Here is a 15,103-nt window from a genome sequence, read left to right as displayed (position 1 = left end):
GGGCGGGCAGGCGATGACAGCGCTCAGCGAATATCAGCGGCTCGAAAGCACCGGTATCTGGCGCGAGGCACCCGAGGCGCAGCGGCGCGAGGTGATCGTTGCTTTTGGCGATGCGACGCTGGTCATATCCGACCCCCGCTCGGCGCGCGCCCTGGCGCATTGGTCGCTGCCCGCGCTGACCCGGCTCAATCCCGGCACCGAGCCTGCGCTTTACGCCCCAAGCCCGGATGCCGACGAAGAGCTGGAAATCGAAGACCCGGCGATGATCGGCGCGGTGGAAAAGGTGCGCGAGGCGCTTGTGGCGCGGCGACCGCACCCCGGTCGGCTTCGGCTATGGGTGGTGGCGGGATTGAGCACTGCAACGGTCGCGCTGGCGTTGTTCTGGCTGCCGGGCGCGCTGATTGCGCATACCGCATCGGTGGCTCCGCCCGCGCAACGCAGCGAAATTGGTGGCATGGTGCTGGCCGAACTTGCCACGCTGACCGGGGCACCGTGTGAATCCGCACCGGCGCGGCGGGTGCTGGACGCGCTTTCGGCGCGGCTGGTGCCGGAAAGCCGGATCGTGCTGGTGCCAACCGCGCTGCACGGGGTTCTGGCGCTGCCGGGGCAAATGCTGGTGCTGGGTATGCCGCTGGTGCAGCGCCAGGACGGGCCAGAGGCTGCCGCCGGGCATCTCTTGGCCGCAGCCGACGCGGCCGCGCTGAACGACCCGCTGCTGCTGGCGCTGCGCTGGGCGGGGCTACGCGCCGCTTTCCGGCTGTTTGCGACGGGTGCCTTGCCTGCAACCGCGCTGGCCGGATACGGCCAGGGCCTGCTGACCGAGCCCGCCGCAGCACCCGACAAGGCCGAGATGGCCGCGCGGCTTCTCGACGCCGGGGTTGACCCTTCGGCCTATCTGAAAAGCCTTGACGACGGCGAGCCTTTCGCCATTGCCGCCCCGCCGCCGCAAGCGCTGATGAGCGACGACGATTGGGTGACGCTACAAGGGGCCTGCATGCGGTAGGCCAGGCGTCTTGCGCCCCGGCACTGCCGCGTTCAGCGGGCGAATGCGTCGCTGAAACCGGCACCGCGCGCCAACCCCAGCGCCCTCGCGAGCGCATCGGAGGTATCGAACGGCCCGGCGTAAACGATCTGCAATTCGCGCCCGCCCTGCACCACCCGCGACGAGGCCACCTGCAACCCAAGCGCCCGCAGCCGGGCGCGCGATGCATCGGCATTGGCGGGCACGCCGTAGGTGCCGACCTGCACGAAGCGCGCCCCTGCCGGGGCCGCGGTGGTGGCGGCGCGCTGCGGCTGCACCGCAGCGGGGGCCGATTTGCTGGAGAGAGTGACCTGCGGCGCGCCGGGCGTAGAGACCGCGACCCGCTGTGCGGGCGCGCTTGCCAGCATCCGGGCGGGAACCTCGTCGCTCCAGAGCTGCGCCATCTGCGCCGCGCCATTGCCCGAGGGCACGCCACGATAGGGGTTGAGCCGGTCATCATCCCATGCGGCGCGATAGCCCGGGGGCACCGGCGGAAGTGCGCGTAGGGCGGGCTGAGGTACCATGCCCGATGCAACCTGCAAGCCCGGCACCCCGGCACCATTGATATAGCCAACCGGATCGGCGGTCTGCGGCCCGCAGCGCACCACGTTGCGCCCGTCTGACAGCATGTAGCGTTGCGCCACGGGCGAGAGATTCGGGCAGACCGACTGCGGGTTGACGACTTCGGCGGTGGCAACAATGGTCGGAAGCTGCGGGGGCACCGCGCCGGATTGCGCGACATAGGGCGACACATATCGCCCCGGTGTGGGCGGCGCGGCCACCGGCGCTGCGGCCACGGCCACGGCTGGCGCGGGAAGCTGCGTCACCGGGCGCGGGGTAAGGCCGGGGGGTGGCGGGGTGGCGGTCATCGCGATCGTCGCCATTGGCGCGGTCGTGGTGGGGCGCGGCGCGGCCGGGGCAGCGGCGGGCGGCGGGGCGGACGCAACCGCTGTCGCACCAAAGGTGGGCACATAGCCGCACAGATGCGAGCCGCTGCGGTCAACCCGCGCCACCCAGCTAACCGACGAGCCAACTCCCGCGCGCACGAACACGCAGCCCGCCGCATCGACATATTGACGCCCGCTGAAGCTTGCCGGGGGAATGTCGAGAGGGCCGCTGATATCAAGCGCCGAGGCGGCGCTGAAGCTGCCTGCCAGAACCGCCGCCGAAGCCGCTGCCGAAATACCGCGTGAAACCCGCATGATCGCCCCCGGTTGAACTAAGGCGAAAATGCGGCAGGATTGTGTCCAAGTAAAGGACAATTCCCCTATTTGGTGCCAAACATGCGGTCGCCCGCATCCCCTAGCCCCGGCACGATGTAGCCATGCGCGTTCAAATGGCTGTCAACCGCAGCCGTCACAATCGGCACATCGGGGTGCGCTTCGGTCATCCGCTTGATCCCTTCGGGTGCCGCCAGCAGGCAAAGAAAGCGAATATTGCGCGCGCCGGATTTTTTCAGGAGGTCGATTGCCGCTACCGAGGAATTGCCGGTGGCAAGCATCGGATCGACCACGATGACAATTCTCTCCTCCAGTTCAGCGGGCACCTTGTAGTAATATTGCACCGGTTTCAGCGTGGCAGGATCGCGGTAAAGACCGATGAATCCCACCCGCGCCGCCGGGATCAGCTCCAGAATCCCGTCGAGAAGCCCGTTGCCGGCGCGCAGGATCGAGATCAGCGCTAGTTTCTTGCCATCGAGAATCGGCGCGTCCATGGCGCAGATCGGGGTCTCGATGTGCTTGGTGGTAAGATCGAGCCCGCGGGTCACCTCATAGGCCAGAAGCAGGCTGATTTCGCGCAAGAGCCTGCGGAAACCTGCGGTCGAGGTGTCCTTCTCGCGCATCAGGGTGAGTTTGTGCTGCACCAGCGGGTGGTTGACCACGGTCAGATGCTCAGACATCGGCTTTCTCCAGTTTTTTCATGATCTTTTCTCGGGTAGAAGGGGCACAGAACGAGGCCTCGGCAGAGGTTCTTGCAATTGAGCGAAATATTGCCTCGTCCCAGCCGAAGGCCTCGGCAAGGCGGGCATATTCGCGCGCCATGGTGGTGTGGAAAAACGGCGGATCGTCGGTCGAAATGGTCACCCGCACGCCTTTTTCGCGCAGCCGCGCGATCGGGTGCGCGGGCCAGTTCGGATAAAGCCCCAGTGCGATGTTGGAGCCGGGGCAGCATTCGAGCACCACCCCTGCCTCGGCCAGTTCATCAACCAGCGGCGCATCTTCAACGGCGCGCACACCGTGGCCGATGCGCGCGACCCCCAGATCGCGCCAGGCGGCGCGCACGCTTTCGGGCCCACCCCATTCGCCCGCGTGGCAGGTCAGGTGCAGACCCGCTTCGCGGGCAAGATCGAACGACCATTTGAAATCAATCGGCTGCCACTTCTTCTCATCACCGGCAAGGCCGAAGCCAACGATGAAATCGCCCGCCGTTTCCGCCGCGCAAAGGGCGGTTTCACGGGCCTTTTCGGGGCCGAAATGGCGGATCGGCGTGACGATGCCGCAAAGCGTGATGCCCAGGTCGCGCTCGGCCGCCGCCGCCGACTCGGCGATAGCCGCGAGGTATTCGCGCCAAGCGCCAAGATCGCGTCCACCGCAGAAATCGGGGCTGAGGAAGGTTTCCGAATAGACCACCCCGCTGGCTGCGCTGGCCTCGAGCACGGCGCGGGTCAGGCGCGCATAATCTTCGGGGCGCGTGAGGGTTGCAGTCGCAACCTCGTAGACCTCCAGAAAGTGCCAGAAATCCCGATAGGCATAATTGCCGTGTGCATCGAATATGCCGCTGATATCCATACGCTTTTCATGCGCGAGCTGGCGGATGAAGGCAGCCGGCGCAGCCCCCTCCAGATGCAGGTGCAACTCGACCTTGGGCAGGACTTCGGTCACAGGAAGCTCCTTCCGGGGCCGGTCTGCGCGAGCCCCATATGCGCCGCGATCGAGGCCGCAACATCGACAAACCCGACCTGACCGATGCCGCGCGCGCCCACGCCCCAGCCGACGACGGGCACCCGCTCCCGGGTGTGATCGGTACCGAGCCAGGTTGGATCGTTTCCGTGATCGGCGGTGAAGATGGCCAGATCGCCCGGCCCGAGCCGCGCCAGAAACCGCCCGGCTGCGGCATCAAACCACTCAAGCGCGCGGGCGTAACCGGAAACGTCGCGCGGGTGGCCATACTGGCTGTCAAATTCAACAAAGTTGGCAAATGTAAAGGAATTCGGCTCGGCTTCGTCCGCCAACCGCAACAGATGTTCGAAAAGTGCGGCGTCGCTTTTTCCCTTGTGGCTTCTTGTCACGCCATGGCCGGAAAAAATGTCGCTGATCTTGCCAATCGCATGGGTCACCCGCCCGGCCTCGGCGGCCCAGTCAAGCAAGGTCGGCGCGGGCGGGGCAATGGCATAATCATGCCGGTTCGGGGTGCGCCGAAATGCGCCGGGCGTGCCGGTGAAGGGGCGTGCGATCACCCTGCCCACGCGCATTGCGTGCAGCCTTGGCGCGAGGTCGCGGCACAGCTTCAGCAGCCGCTCCAGCCCGAAAGCCTCTTCATGCGCGGCGATCTGGAACACTGAATCCGCCGAGGTGTAGCAGATCGGCCAACCGGTGCGGAGGTGCTCGGCACCCAGTTCGTCGATGATCGCAAGCCCTGCCGCGTGGCGGTTGCCGAGAATGCCCGTGGTGCCCGCAAGCCGCGCCACCTCGGCGGAAAGCTCGGGCGGAAAGGCGGGGATGGTGGCGGGAAAATATGTCCACTCCCATGGCACCGGCACGCCGGCAAGTTCCCAATGGCCCGAGGGTGTATCCTTGCCACGCGAAATCTCGGTGGCAGCGCCCCATAGCCCCGTGGGCGTGGCTGCAAGCCCCGGCGACGCCGCGCCCGAGGCAAGCCGCAGCGCCGCGCCAAGCCCCAGACCATCGAGCACCGGCACGCGCAGCGGACCGCTGCGCCCGGTTTCGGCCTGGCCCGCGGCGCAGGCGGCGGCGATATGGCCAAGCGTGTTTGCACCGCTGTCGGGCACGGTGCCGTTGAAGAAGCTGGCGGCATCGGGCGCGCCGCCAATGCCGCAACTGTCGAGCACCAGCAGAAAGGCGCGGGTCATTCAGCCACCCGTTCGACCACCAGCTTTGGTTCGCGCGGCGCTTCTGCTGCAAGCGCATAGGCGGCGGCGACCGCTGCCACCGCCGCGTCGGCGGCGGCATCGGTGGCAGCGTGCACGAAGGCCAGCGCCTCGCCCCTGTCGACCTCGTCGCCGATCCGTGACAGGCGCGAAAGACCGACCGAGGGGTTCACCCGGTCGGTTCCGACCAGCCGCCCGCCGCCGAGCCGGACCACCGTCTGGCCCAGCGCGGAACCGTCGATGGCGGTTACGAAACCGGCGCGCGGTGCCGGAACCGGGCGGGTCACCGGTGCTGCGGGCAAGCGGTCGGGGTAGCGTTCGACGAAATCGGCGGGGCCGCCAAGGGCCGCCACCATGCGCCCGAAAGTTGCTGCGGCGCGCCCCGATTCGAGCGCCTCCTCGATCATCGCGGCACCCTCGGTGGCATCTCCGGCGAGCCCGGCGAGCGCCAGCGCCTCGCCGCCGAGCGCGCTTGTCACTTCCCACAGCGCCTCGTTGATGGCACTGCCGGTCAGCGTTTCCATCACCTCGAGCACCTCCAGCGCATTACCCGCCGACTGCCCGAGCGGCTGGTTCATGTCGGTGATGAGCGCGACGGTGCGGCAGCCCGCGCCATTGGCGGTATCGACCAGCGAACGGGCAAGCGCGCGCGCATCATCAAGCGTTTTCATGAAGGCCCCGGAACCCGCCTTGACATCGAGCACCAGCACCTCGAGCCCTGCCGCAAGCTTCTTGGACAGAATGGAAGCGGTAATGAGATCAATGCTTTCCACCGTGCCTGAAATATCGCGGATCGCGTAAAGGCGACGGTCGGCGGGGGCGATGTCGGCGCTGGCACCGACAATGGCGCAGCCCACCTCGCGCACCACCTCGCGCAGCCGGTCAAGGCCGGGATCGGTGCGGTAGCCGGGGATCGCCTCGAGCTTGTCGAGCGTGCCGCCGGTATGGCCAAGTCCGCGCCCCGAGATCATTGGCACAAAGGCACCGCAGGCCGCGAGCGCCGGGGCGAGAAGCAGCGAAACCGAATCGGCGATACCGCCGGTGGAATGCTTGTCGAGCACCGGCCCGGGAAGCGACCATTCAAGCACGCGGCCCGAATCGCGCATCGCGCGGGTAAGCGCGACCCGGCCCTCGGCACCGATGCCGTTGAGCAAGACCGCCATGGCAAAGGCCCCCGCCTGGGCATCGCTGACCGCGCCCGAGGCGAGGCCGTCGGCAAACCAGCGCGCCGCGTCGGCGGGCAGCCCCTGCCTGTCGCGCACGCCGGCGATGATGGCGCGGGCGTCCATCAGGCACGGCCCATGTGGCTGGCATCGAAGCGGCCCGGCAAAAGCTCGCCCACCGTGGTCTGCACCTGCTTGCCGTCGGTAGTGGCCAGCGTCACCGGCACGTCGGCGCGGGCAAATTCTGCCAGTTTCTGGCGGCAGCCGCCGCAGGGGGGCACCGGGCTGGGGCTATCGGCGATCACGCAAATTTCGATGAATTCGGTCTCTCCCGCGGCGATCATGGCGGCGATTGCCCCGGCCTCGGCGCAGGTGCCTTCGGGGTAGGCCACGTTTTCGACATTGCAGCCGCGGTAGAGCCCGCCCGATTTGCCCCGGATCGCCGCGCCGACCTTGAAACGGGAATAGGGGGCATAGGCATTTTCGCGCACTTCGGTCGCAGCTTTGAGTAGCGTCATGGGAGCCTCCGCTGAATGGCCCGATCCTGCGCCGACGCCGGGCGCGATGCAAGCCGGGCTCCGGCAGGGCAATTAGGCAAGCAGGCTATTCCCCGCCAGGTGAAAACGGTTTAAGGCTAAACCAGTTTCTGGGAGGGCTGGCGATGGAAGAGACACGGTACGAGAATGCCCGTATGGCAGCGCTGGAGTACCACGAGTTTCCAAAGCCCGGAAAGCTCGAGATCCGCGCCACCAAACCTCTGGCGAACGGCCGAGACCTGAGCCGCGCCTATTCGCCGGGGGTGGCCGAGGCCAGTCTCGAGATCAAGGCCAACCCCGCCACCGCCGCCCGCTATACCGCGCGCGCCAACCTTGTGGGGGTTGTCACCAACGGCACCGCAGTGCTTGGGTTGGGCAATATCGGCCCGCTCGCGGCCAAGCCGGTGATGGAGGGCAAGGCGGTCCTGTTCAAGAAATTCGCCAATATCGACGCTTTCGACATCGAATTGAACGAGCCTGACCCGGTAAGGCTGGCCGAGATCGTCTGCGCGCTGGAGCCTTCGTTCGGGGCAATCAACCTTGAGGACATCAAGGCACCCGACTGTTTCATCGTCGAGCAGATCTGCCGGGAGCGGATGGGGATTCCGGTGTTCCACGACGACCAGCACGGCACCGCGATTGTGGTGGGGGCTGCGGTCACCAATGCGCTGCATGTTGCGGGCAAGCGGTTTGACGAAATCAGGATCGTCTCCACCGGCGGCGGGGCTGCGGGCATTGCCTGCCTCAACATGTTGCTGAAGCTGGGGGTGCGGCGTGAAAACGTCTGGCTTTGCGACATTCACGGGCTGATCTACGAGGGCCGCGAAATCGACATGAACCCGCAAAAGGCGGCCTTTGCGCAGGCCACCGAAAAGCGCACACTCGCCGAGGTTGTCGATGGTGCCGATCTGTTTCTCGGGCTTTCCGCGCCGGGGGTGCTGACGCCGGAAATGGTCGCCCGCATGGCACCGCGCCCGATCATCTTCGCGCTGGCAAACCCCACCCCCGAAATCTTGCCCGAGGCCGTGCGCGCCGTGGCACCGGATGCCATGATCGCCACCGGCCGCTCGGATTACCCCAATCAGGTCAACAACGTGCTCTGTTTCCCGTTCATCTTCCGGGCGGCGCTGGATGTGGGGGCAACGACGATCAACGACGAGATGCAACTGGCCTGCATCGAAGGCATTGCGGCATTGGCGCGCGCCACCACCAGCGCCGAAGCCGCCGCCGCCTACCGCGGCGAGAAGATGACCTTCGGGCCGGACTACCTGATTCCGAAGCCTTTCGACCCGCGCCTGATCGGCACTGTGGCGAAGGCGGTTGCCAAAGCCGCGATGGAAACCGGCGTTGCCACCCGCCCGATCGCCGACCTTGCGGCCTACAAGGCGCGGCTCGATGGTTCGGTGTTCAAATCGGCGCTGCTGATGCGCCCGGTGTTCGAAGCCGCTGCCACCGCCACCCGCCGCATCGTTTTTGCCGAGGGCGAGGATGAGCGGGTGCTGCGTGCCGCCAACGCGATGATCGAGGAAACCACCGACAAGCCGATATTGATCGGCCGCCCCGAGGTGATCGCGCGGCGCTGCGAACGCTCGGGCTTGCCAATTCGCCCCGGCGTCGATTTCGACATCGTCAACCCCGAGGATGATCCGCGCTACCGCGACTATTGGGGCACCTACCACGAGCTGATGGCGCGCCGCGGCGTGACACCGGACACCGCGCGGGCGATCATGCGCACCAATACCACCGCGATTGCCGCGGTGATGGTGCACCGCGGCGAGGCCGACAGCCTGATTTGCGGCACTTTCGGGCAATACCTCTGGCATCTGAAATACGTCCGCCAGATTTTGGCGCGGGGCGGGCTTTGCCCGGTCGGCGCGCTCAGCCTGATGATCCTTGAGGACGGGCCGCTGTTCATCACCGACACGCATGTGCACCCCGAACCGACGCCCGAAGAAATCACCGCCTGCGTGCTCGGCGCGGCGCGGCATGTGCGCCGTTTTGGCCTCGCGCCCAAGGTGGCGCTTTGCAGCCATTCGCAATTCGGAAATCTCAACACCGACTCGGGCCAACGGATGCGCGCGGCGCTTGAACTGCTTGACGCGCGCGAGGCCGATTTTGCCTATGAGGGCGAAATGCATGTGGATGCCGCACTTGACCAGGCCCTGCGCGACCGCATCTTTCCCGGTGCGCGCTTCGAGGGTGCGGCAAATGTTCTGGTGTTCGCAAATACCGACGCCGCATCCGGGGTGCGCAACATCCTCAAGGCGAAGGCTGGTGGGCTTGAAGTCGGGCCAATCCTGATGGGCATGGGCAACCGGGCACATGTGGTTACGCCTTCGATCACGGCACGCGGGCTTTTGAACATGTCAGCCATCGCGGGCACGCCTGTCTCGCATTACAGCTGAAGCGCCATCCGGGGGGGGGTATTATTGCATAGAAGAAGCGCGGGGAGCTGCGCGGCGACCGTGCGGCACGCCGGGCGAGGCGGGTTTGCAAACCTTGCTCAGGGTTCTGCATAGGCGTGCATCTGCGCGCAGTTTGCAAAACTTTGCGGCGGTGCCTTGCCGGTTTCTGCAAATATCCGCCATGCGCGCGCCGCTATCTGCGGTAACATTCTTGCGGGAATCCTTGCCGACGCCTAACAAGCAGAAATATGCGGAGGAGGCATGCAATGGCATACAGGGACGTGTACGAAGCCTGGCAGAATGACCCCGAAGATTTCTGGATGCGGGCGGCGGAAGCCATCGACTGGGTAACCCCGCCCTCGAAGGCGCTCTTTGCCGAAAAGGCACCGCTTTACGAATGGTTTTGCGACGCCGAGGTGAATACCTGCTGGAACGCGGTTGACCGGCATGTCGAGGCGGGGCGCGGCGACCAGCTTGCCATCATCCATGTCAGCCCGATCACCCATTCGCGCAAGGGCATCACTTACGCCGAGCTGCAAAAGCGGGTGGCGAGCCTTGCCGGTGCGCTGCGCGCGAAGGGTGTGGAAAAGGGCGACCGCGTCATCATCTACATGCCGATGGTGCCCGAGGCGTTGGAGGCGATGCTGGCCTGTGCGCGGCTCGGTGCCATTCATTCGGTGGTATTCGGCGGCTTTGCCGCCCATGAACTGGCAGTCCGGATCGACGACGCAAAGCCCAAGGCGATTATTGCTGCCTCTTGCGGGCTGGAGCCGGGCCGCGTGGTGCATTACAAGCCCTTGCTCGACAAGGCCATCGAGGTGGCGGCGCACAAGCCGGGCTTCTGCGTGATCTTTCAGCGCGAGCAGGAAGTGGCGCAGCTGACCGAAGGCCGCGATTTTGCCTGGCATACGTTCCAGTATGGTGTCGAGCCTGCCGAATGCGTGCCGGTGCGGGGCGACCACCCCGCCTATATTCTCTATACCTCGGGCACCACAGGGCAACCCAAGGGCGTGATCCGCGCCACCGCGGGGCATCTGGTGGCGCTCAACTGGACGATGAAGGCAATCTACAACATCGACGCGGGCGACGTGTTCTGGGCTGCCTCGGACGTGGGTTGGGTCGTGGGCCACAGCTACATCTGCTACGGACCGCTGATTGCCGGGGCGACGACCATCGTTTACGAAGGCAAGCCGGTGGGCACGCCTGACGCGGGTGCATTCTGGCGGGTGCTGCAGAACCAGAAGGTGAAGGCGCTTTTCACCGCGCCGACCGCGCTGCGCGCGATCAAGCGCGAAGACCCGGAAGGCAAGCTGATCGACGAATACAACCTGCGCCATTTCGATGCGCTCTACCTTGCCGGTGAGCGGGCCGACCCGGACACGGTGAAATGGGCGCAACGGCATTTGCGGGTACCGGTGGTTGACCACTGGTGGCAGACCGAAACCGGCTGGGCAATCGCCGCGAACCCATTGGGCATCGAGGAGTTGCCCACCAAGATCGGCTCGCCTTCGGTGCCGATGCCGGGCTACGATGTGCAGGTGCTGGACGAGGGCGGCCACCCGGTTCCGCCCGGCACGCTTGGTGCTATCGTGGTCAAGCTTCCCCTGCCGCCCGGCACCCTGCCCGGCCTCTGGAATGCCGAGGCGCGGTTTCGCAAAAGCTACCTCGACCATTTCCCCGGTTACTACGAAACCGGCGATGCCGGGTATATTGATGCCGATGGCTACCTTTACATCATGGCGCGCACCGATGACGTGATCAACGTGGCGGGGCACCGGCTTTCGACCGGGGCAATGGAAGAGGTGCTGGCGGGCCACCCGGATGTGGCCGAATGCGCGGTGATCGGTGTCGCCGATGCGCTGAAGGGCCAGCAGCCGCTGGGGTTCCTGTGCCTCAACAAAGGGGCAACGCGCGCCCCTGCCGATGTGGTGAAAGACTGCGTGAAGCTGGTGCGCGACCAGATCGGCCCGGTGGCGGCGTTCAAGCTGGCCTGCGTGGTGGACAGGCTGCCGAAAACCCGGTCGGGCAAGATATTGCGCGCGACGATGGTGAAGATCGCTGATGGCGAAACCTACAAGACCCCGGCGACCATCGACGACCCGGCGATACTGGATGAAATCGCGGTGGCGCTCGGCAAGCTCGGGCTGCCCGCAGCGTGATGGTGGCGGGGGCGGCAGGCCGCCGCCCCTTCAAACGAATTGTTCGCGCATCAGCCGCTCGCCAAGGCCGTGGCCGGTTTCGAACAGGATTCGGTGCGAAATCGTCGGTTCGGAGCGGGTTTCGACCCAGAGCACCGGCCTGACGGAGCGGCCATCGGCATCGGCCATGACCGGGCGCTTTTCCGGTTCGAGCACGTCAAAGCGGACCGTCGCGGATTTTGGCACAATCGCGCCGCGCCAGCGCCTCGGCCGGAATGCGGCAACCGCTGTCAGCGCCAGTACATCGGAGCCGATCGGCAGGATCGGCCCATGTGCCGAATAGTTGTAGGCGGTGGAACCGGCGGGTGTGCAGACAATGGCCCCGTCGCAAACCAGTTCATCCATCCGCACCACACCGTTCACCGAGATACGCAGCTTTGCCGCCTGCGGACCGGCGCGGAGCAGCGAGACATCGTTGATTGCAAGCGCCTCGTGCACCTGACCATCCTCGGTGCCCGCGCGCATGGCGAGCGGGTTGAGCACCGCCTCTTCTGCCGCCTCCACCCGCGCATGCAGGCCCTCGACCGCGTAATCGTTCATCAGAAAGCCGATGGTGCCGCAATTCATGCCATAAATCGGCAATCCCGCGCGTTCGTGCAGGGTTTGCAGCATCAGCCCATCGCCGCCAAGCGCCACGATCACCTCTGCCACGTCGCGCGAAACTTGCCCGTAGCGCGCCACCAGTTCGGCGAGTGCCGCTTGCGCGGGTTCGGTGCCCGCCGCGACAAATCGGATTTTCAGATGGGCCGACAATGACATGCGCCTGATCCTCGCGGTTGCGGTGCGACTGCAATCTTGCCGCTGGGGGCGGGCGGCACAAGCGCTTAATGCGCGCACCCCCGCGACAAGCGCGCAACGGCGTTCGACGGGAATCATTGTCGTGGCGGTGAGGCAAGCAGGGCAGGCTTCACCCGCGAACCCCCGGGCTACTTGCTTGCCAGGTTCTCGAACAAGAAGACGGCGGCCTGATGGACCAGTTCACCGTGGTCTGAGCGGCCTGAGCGCGCCGGATTTTGCACGCGCCGCGCAATTTCGCTGTTCCTGAAAGTCTGCACCTCGGCTAAAGACCCTGCAAACCCGCATCGATTTTCAGGAGCACGCCATGACAGCATCGGTCCGCGACCCCGGCTATTTCACCGAAACGCTTGCCAGCCGCGACCCCGAGATTGCCGGGGCGATCCGTCGGGAGCTTGGACGTCAGCAAGACGAGATCGAGCTGATCGCTTCGGAAAACATCGTTTCGGCGGCGGTGCTGGAAGCGCAGGGCTCGGTGATGACCAACAAATACGCCGAAGGCTACCCCGGCAAGCGCTATTACGGCGGTTGCGAATTCGTCGATGTGGCCGAAACGCTGGCGATTGAACGGGCGAAAAAGCTTTTTGCCTGCGGCTACGCCAATGTGCAGCCGAATTCGGGCAGTCAGGCCAACCAGGGCGTGTTCAACGCGCTCTTGAAGCCGGGCGACACGATTTTGGGCATGAACCTTGCTTCGGGCGGGCATCTCACGCATGGCGCGGCACCGAACCAGTCGGGCAAGTGGTTCCATGCGGTGCAATACGGGGTGCGCGCGCAGGATAACCGCATCGATTATGACGAGGTGGCGCGGCTGGCGCGCGAACACAAGCCGCGGCTGATCATTGCCGGGGGGTCGGCAATTCCGCGGCAGATCGACTTTGCCGCCTTCCGCGCCATTGCCGACGAGGTGGGCGCGCTGTTGATGGTGGACATGGCGCATTTCGCGGGCCTCGTGGCGGGCGGCGCGCACCCCTCGCCCTTCCCCTTTGCCGATGTCGCCACCACGACCACGCACAAGACCCTGCGCGGGCCGCGCGGCGGCATGATCTTGACCAACAGCGACGAGATCGCGAAAAAGGTCAATTCGGCAATCTTCCCAGGTATTCAGGGCGGGCCATTGATGCATGTGATCGCTGCCAAGGCGGTCGCCTTTGGCGAGGCACTGAGGCCCGAGTTCGCATCCTACGCGGCGCAGGTGGTGACGAACGCGCAGGCGCTGGCGGATCAGCTGATGAAGGGCGGGCTGGCGATTGTGACCGGCGGCACCGACACGCATCTGATGCTGGTCGATCTGCGCCCCAAGGGGGTGAAGGGCAACGCCACTGAAAAGGCGCTGGGCCGCGCGCATATCACCTGCAACAAGAACGGCATTCCCTTCGACCCCGAAAAGCCCACGGTGACTTCTGGCGTGCGGCTTGGCACCCCGGCAGGCACCACGCGCGGCTTTGGCGAGGCCGAGTTCCGCGACATCGGGCGCTGGATCGTGGATGTCGTCGATGGTCTGGCGGCGAATGGCGAAGAGGATAACGGCGCGGTCGAGGCCGCCGTGCGGGCCAAGGTCGCGGCGCTTTGCGCCCGGTTTCCGATTTATCCGGCGCTGTGAACCCGGACCACCGCAGCACCCCGCCTACCGCCGAGATCGAGCGGCGGCTGGGCGATGCGGTGCGGGCAAGGCTGCCGCATGTTCTGGCCGAATTCGTCATGTTCGGGCTGAAACAGGGCTGGGCCTGCCTGTTCGGTGCGCTCATGCTGGCGGCAATCCTTGCCAGCAAGGCGGTTTGGCAGCCGGATTGGCCGGTGCAACGCTACGATGCGCTCTTTGCCTTTGCGCTGCTCACCCAGGCGGCATTTCTGTGGTGGCGGCTTGAGACCTGGGACGAGGCGCGGGTCATCCTGCTTTTCCACCTCACCGGCACCGCGATGGAATGGTTCAAGGTCGGTGCCGGGTCATGGGGCTACCCGGAGCCGGGTCTTTTCAAACTTCTCGGCGTGCCGCTGTTCTCGGGCTTCATGTATGCCTCGGTTGGTTCCTACATTGCCCGGGTGATCCGGATTTTCGACATGCGCTTTGCCCCCTACCCGCGCTATTGGCAGAGCCTCGCGCTGGCGGCGGCGATTTACGCCAATTTCTTCGCGCATCACTTTCTGCCCGATATCCGGCTGGCGCTCTTTGCCGCCACGCTGTTGATGTTCGGGCGCACACGGGTCTGGTTCACGGTCGGGCGGCGCTACTGGATGCCGATGCCGCTGGCGGCGTTTCTGGCGAGCCTGTTCTTGTGGCTGGCCGAGAATATCGGCACCGCGACCGGCACCTGGCTTTATTCAGGGCAAGGCCCGCAGCAGATCGTTTCGCTGGGCAAGCTCGGCTCGTGGTATCTCTTGCTGCATGTGAGCTTTGTCACCGTTTCGCTGGTGTCGCGCAGCGCGATCAGCCGCGCGCCGCTTTACAGATAGTCGCGCCAGACCATTACCGCGAGCACCGCAGCGGCGGTAACAACCAGCACGAAAACCACGGTCGCGGCGAGGTTGACGGCAAGCGTCGCGCGGCGCGCGCTGGCACCGATCGGCTTCAGGTGCCGCACCAGCGCGTCATAGGCCAGCGATACTCGCTCCATATCTATCTGCCGCGCCAGCTTGGGGCTGACCGAGCGCGCTTCGGCCTCGACCAGCAATTCCGCCTCGGCGCGCAGTTTGCGTGGCAGCGCGCGGCCACGGTGCGCCAGTTTGGCGCGCAGGCCGGTGCCGCGCGCCTTCAGCCGCTCTTCCATCAGTTGCGCGACGCGTTCCGACATCTGGTGCAGGGTCTGGGGGTTCATGCGGCCTCCGGCTGGGCAAAGCCTATGCGCAGCGTCGCGCCGACGCAACGGCACTGGCAGC

At 65.9% G+C, this 15,103-nt stretch carries 13 protein-coding genes; 5 read left to right on the top strand and 8 right to left on the bottom strand.

The features are described from left to right. Positions 1-13 precede the first annotated feature (13 nt). A complete protein-coding gene (locus Q8J98_RS02720) occupies positions 14-1,003 on the top strand; it encodes a hypothetical protein (RefSeq protein WP_305293039.1) in 990 nt (329 codons plus the stop codon). A 32-nt stretch (positions 1,004-1,035) separates the two neighbouring features. On the opposite strand, the gene Q8J98_RS02715 is transcribed toward Q8J98_RS02720, so the two are convergent. The 6 genes from Q8J98_RS02715 to Q8J98_RS02690 all read right to left on the bottom strand — a co-directional run bounded on the left by Q8J98_RS02715 (position 1,036) and on the right by Q8J98_RS02690 (position 6,810). Then, positions 1,036-2,223 carry an SPOR domain-containing protein gene (locus Q8J98_RS02715; protein ID WP_305293038.1) on the bottom strand — a complete coding sequence of 396 codons (1,188 nt, stop codon included), beginning with the start codon at positions 2,221-2,223 and terminating at the stop codon, positions 1,036-1,038. A gap of 65 nt (positions 2,224-2,288) precedes the next feature. Further along, positions 2,289-2,921: a uracil phosphoribosyltransferase gene (upp, locus tag Q8J98_RS02710; RefSeq protein ID WP_305185529.1), complete on the bottom strand. Its 633-nt coding sequence runs from the start codon at positions 2,919-2,921 to the stop codon at positions 2,289-2,291. Next, positions 2,914-3,903, bottom strand: coding sequence for an adenosine deaminase (locus Q8J98_RS02705; RefSeq protein WP_305293037.1), 990 nt, complete (start codon positions 3,901-3,903; stop codon positions 2,914-2,916). The genes upp and Q8J98_RS02705 overlap by 8 nt, the downstream gene beginning before the upstream one ends. Next, the gene (locus tag Q8J98_RS02700) at positions 3,900-5,111 is read right to left on the bottom strand and encodes a phosphopentomutase (protein ID WP_305293036.1); all 1,212 of its coding nucleotides are present in this window, start codon (positions 5,109-5,111) and stop codon (positions 3,900-3,902) included. The genes Q8J98_RS02705 and Q8J98_RS02700 overlap by 4 nt, the downstream gene beginning before the upstream one ends. Next, positions 5,108-6,418, bottom strand: coding sequence for a thymidine phosphorylase (locus Q8J98_RS02695; protein ID WP_305293035.1), 1,311 nt, complete (start codon positions 6,416-6,418; stop codon positions 5,108-5,110). Before Q8J98_RS02695 ends, Q8J98_RS02700 begins: the two co-directional genes overlap by 4 nt. After that, positions 6,418-6,810: a cytidine deaminase gene (locus Q8J98_RS02690; protein WP_305185533.1), complete on the bottom strand. Its 393-nt coding sequence runs from the start codon at positions 6,808-6,810 to the stop codon at positions 6,418-6,420. Before Q8J98_RS02690 ends, Q8J98_RS02695 begins: the two co-directional genes overlap by 1 nt. Before the next feature lie 143 nt (positions 6,811-6,953). Here Q8J98_RS02690 and Q8J98_RS02685 point away from each other — a divergent pair, with 143 nt between their 5' ends. Continuing rightward, complete coding sequence (locus Q8J98_RS02685; protein WP_305293034.1) at positions 6,954-9,233, top strand: NADP-dependent malic enzyme; 2,280 nt, start codon at positions 6,954-6,956, stop codon at positions 9,231-9,233. Positions 9,234-9,499: 266 nt separating this feature from the next. Next, positions 9,500-11,392 carry a propionate-CoA ligase PrpE gene (gene prpE, locus Q8J98_RS02680; RefSeq protein ID WP_305293033.1) on the top strand — a complete coding sequence of 631 codons (1,893 nt, stop codon included), beginning with the start codon at positions 9,500-9,502 and terminating at the stop codon, positions 11,390-11,392. A gap of 30 nt (positions 11,393-11,422) precedes the next feature. Here prpE and Q8J98_RS02675 read toward each other — a convergent pair whose 3' ends face one another. Continuing rightward, positions 11,423-12,190: an NAD kinase gene (locus Q8J98_RS02675; protein WP_305293032.1), complete on the bottom strand. Its 768-nt coding sequence runs from the start codon at positions 12,188-12,190 to the stop codon at positions 11,423-11,425. 343 nt (positions 12,191-12,533) lie between these two features. On the opposite strand from Q8J98_RS02675, the gene glyA reads away from it, so the two are divergent. Both glyA and Q8J98_RS02665 read left to right on the top strand, forming a co-directional pair. Continuing rightward, a complete protein-coding gene (gene glyA, locus Q8J98_RS02670) occupies positions 12,534-13,829 on the top strand; it encodes a serine hydroxymethyltransferase (protein WP_305293031.1) in 1,296 nt (431 codons plus the stop codon). Positions 13,830-13,888: 59 nt separating this feature from the next. Beyond that, on the top strand, positions 13,889-14,680 hold the full coding sequence (locus Q8J98_RS02665) for a DUF817 domain-containing protein (RefSeq protein WP_305293058.1): 792 nt from the start codon (positions 13,889-13,891) through the stop codon (positions 14,678-14,680). Here Q8J98_RS02665 and Q8J98_RS02660 read toward each other — a convergent pair. Next, entirely contained in the window at positions 14,671-15,042 is a 372-nt protein-coding gene (locus Q8J98_RS02660) for a hypothetical protein (protein WP_305185538.1), read from the bottom strand. The genes Q8J98_RS02665 and Q8J98_RS02660 overlap by 10 nt on opposite strands. Positions 15,043-15,103: the final 61 nt, after the last annotated feature.

Source organism: Phaeovulum sp. (assembly GCF_030684035.1).
Taxonomy (GTDB): Bacteria; Pseudomonadota; Alphaproteobacteria; order Rhodobacterales; family Rhodobacteraceae; genus UBA6213.
Note: the sequence above shows the minus strand (reverse complement) of the source record. Positions and strands in the feature narration are given on the sequence as shown.

Bases quoted from the DNA above. Each gene is read 5' to 3' on its own strand.
- Q8J98_RS02700 (WP_305293036.1), bottom strand. From the start codon at position 5,111: ATGACCCGCGCCTTTCTGCTGGTGCTCGACAGTTGCGGCATTGGCGGC.
- Q8J98_RS02695 (WP_305293035.1), bottom strand. From the start codon at position 6,418: ATGGACGCCCGCGCCATCATCGCCGGCGTGCGCGACAGGCAGGGGCTG.
- Q8J98_RS02660 (WP_305185538.1), bottom strand. From the start codon at position 15,042: ATGAACCCCCAGACCCTGCACCAGATGTCGGAACGCGTCGCGCAACTG.
- Q8J98_RS02685 (WP_305293034.1), top strand. From the start codon at position 6,954: ATGGAAGAGACACGGTACGAGAATGCCCGTATGGCAGCGCTGGAGTAC.
- upp (WP_305185529.1), bottom strand. From the start codon at position 2,921: ATGTCTGAGCATCTGACCGTGGTCAACCACCCGCTGGTGCAGCACAAA.
- Q8J98_RS02720 (WP_305293039.1), top strand. From the start codon at position 14: ATGACAGCGCTCAGCGAATATCAGCGGCTCGAAAGCACCGGTATCTGG.
- prpE (WP_305293033.1), top strand. From the start codon at position 9,500: ATGGCATACAGGGACGTGTACGAAGCCTGGCAGAATGACCCCGAAGAT.
- Q8J98_RS02715 (WP_305293038.1), bottom strand. From the start codon at position 2,223: ATGCGGGTTTCACGCGGTATTTCGGCAGCGGCTTCGGCGGCGGTTCTG.
- Q8J98_RS02675 (WP_305293032.1), bottom strand. From the start codon at position 12,190: ATGTCATTGTCGGCCCATCTGAAAATCCGATTTGTCGCGGCGGGCACC.
- glyA (WP_305293031.1), top strand. From the start codon at position 12,534: ATGACAGCATCGGTCCGCGACCCCGGCTATTTCACCGAAACGCTTGCC.
- Q8J98_RS02690 (WP_305185533.1), bottom strand. From the start codon at position 6,810: ATGACGCTACTCAAAGCTGCGACCGAAGTGCGCGAAAATGCCTATGCC.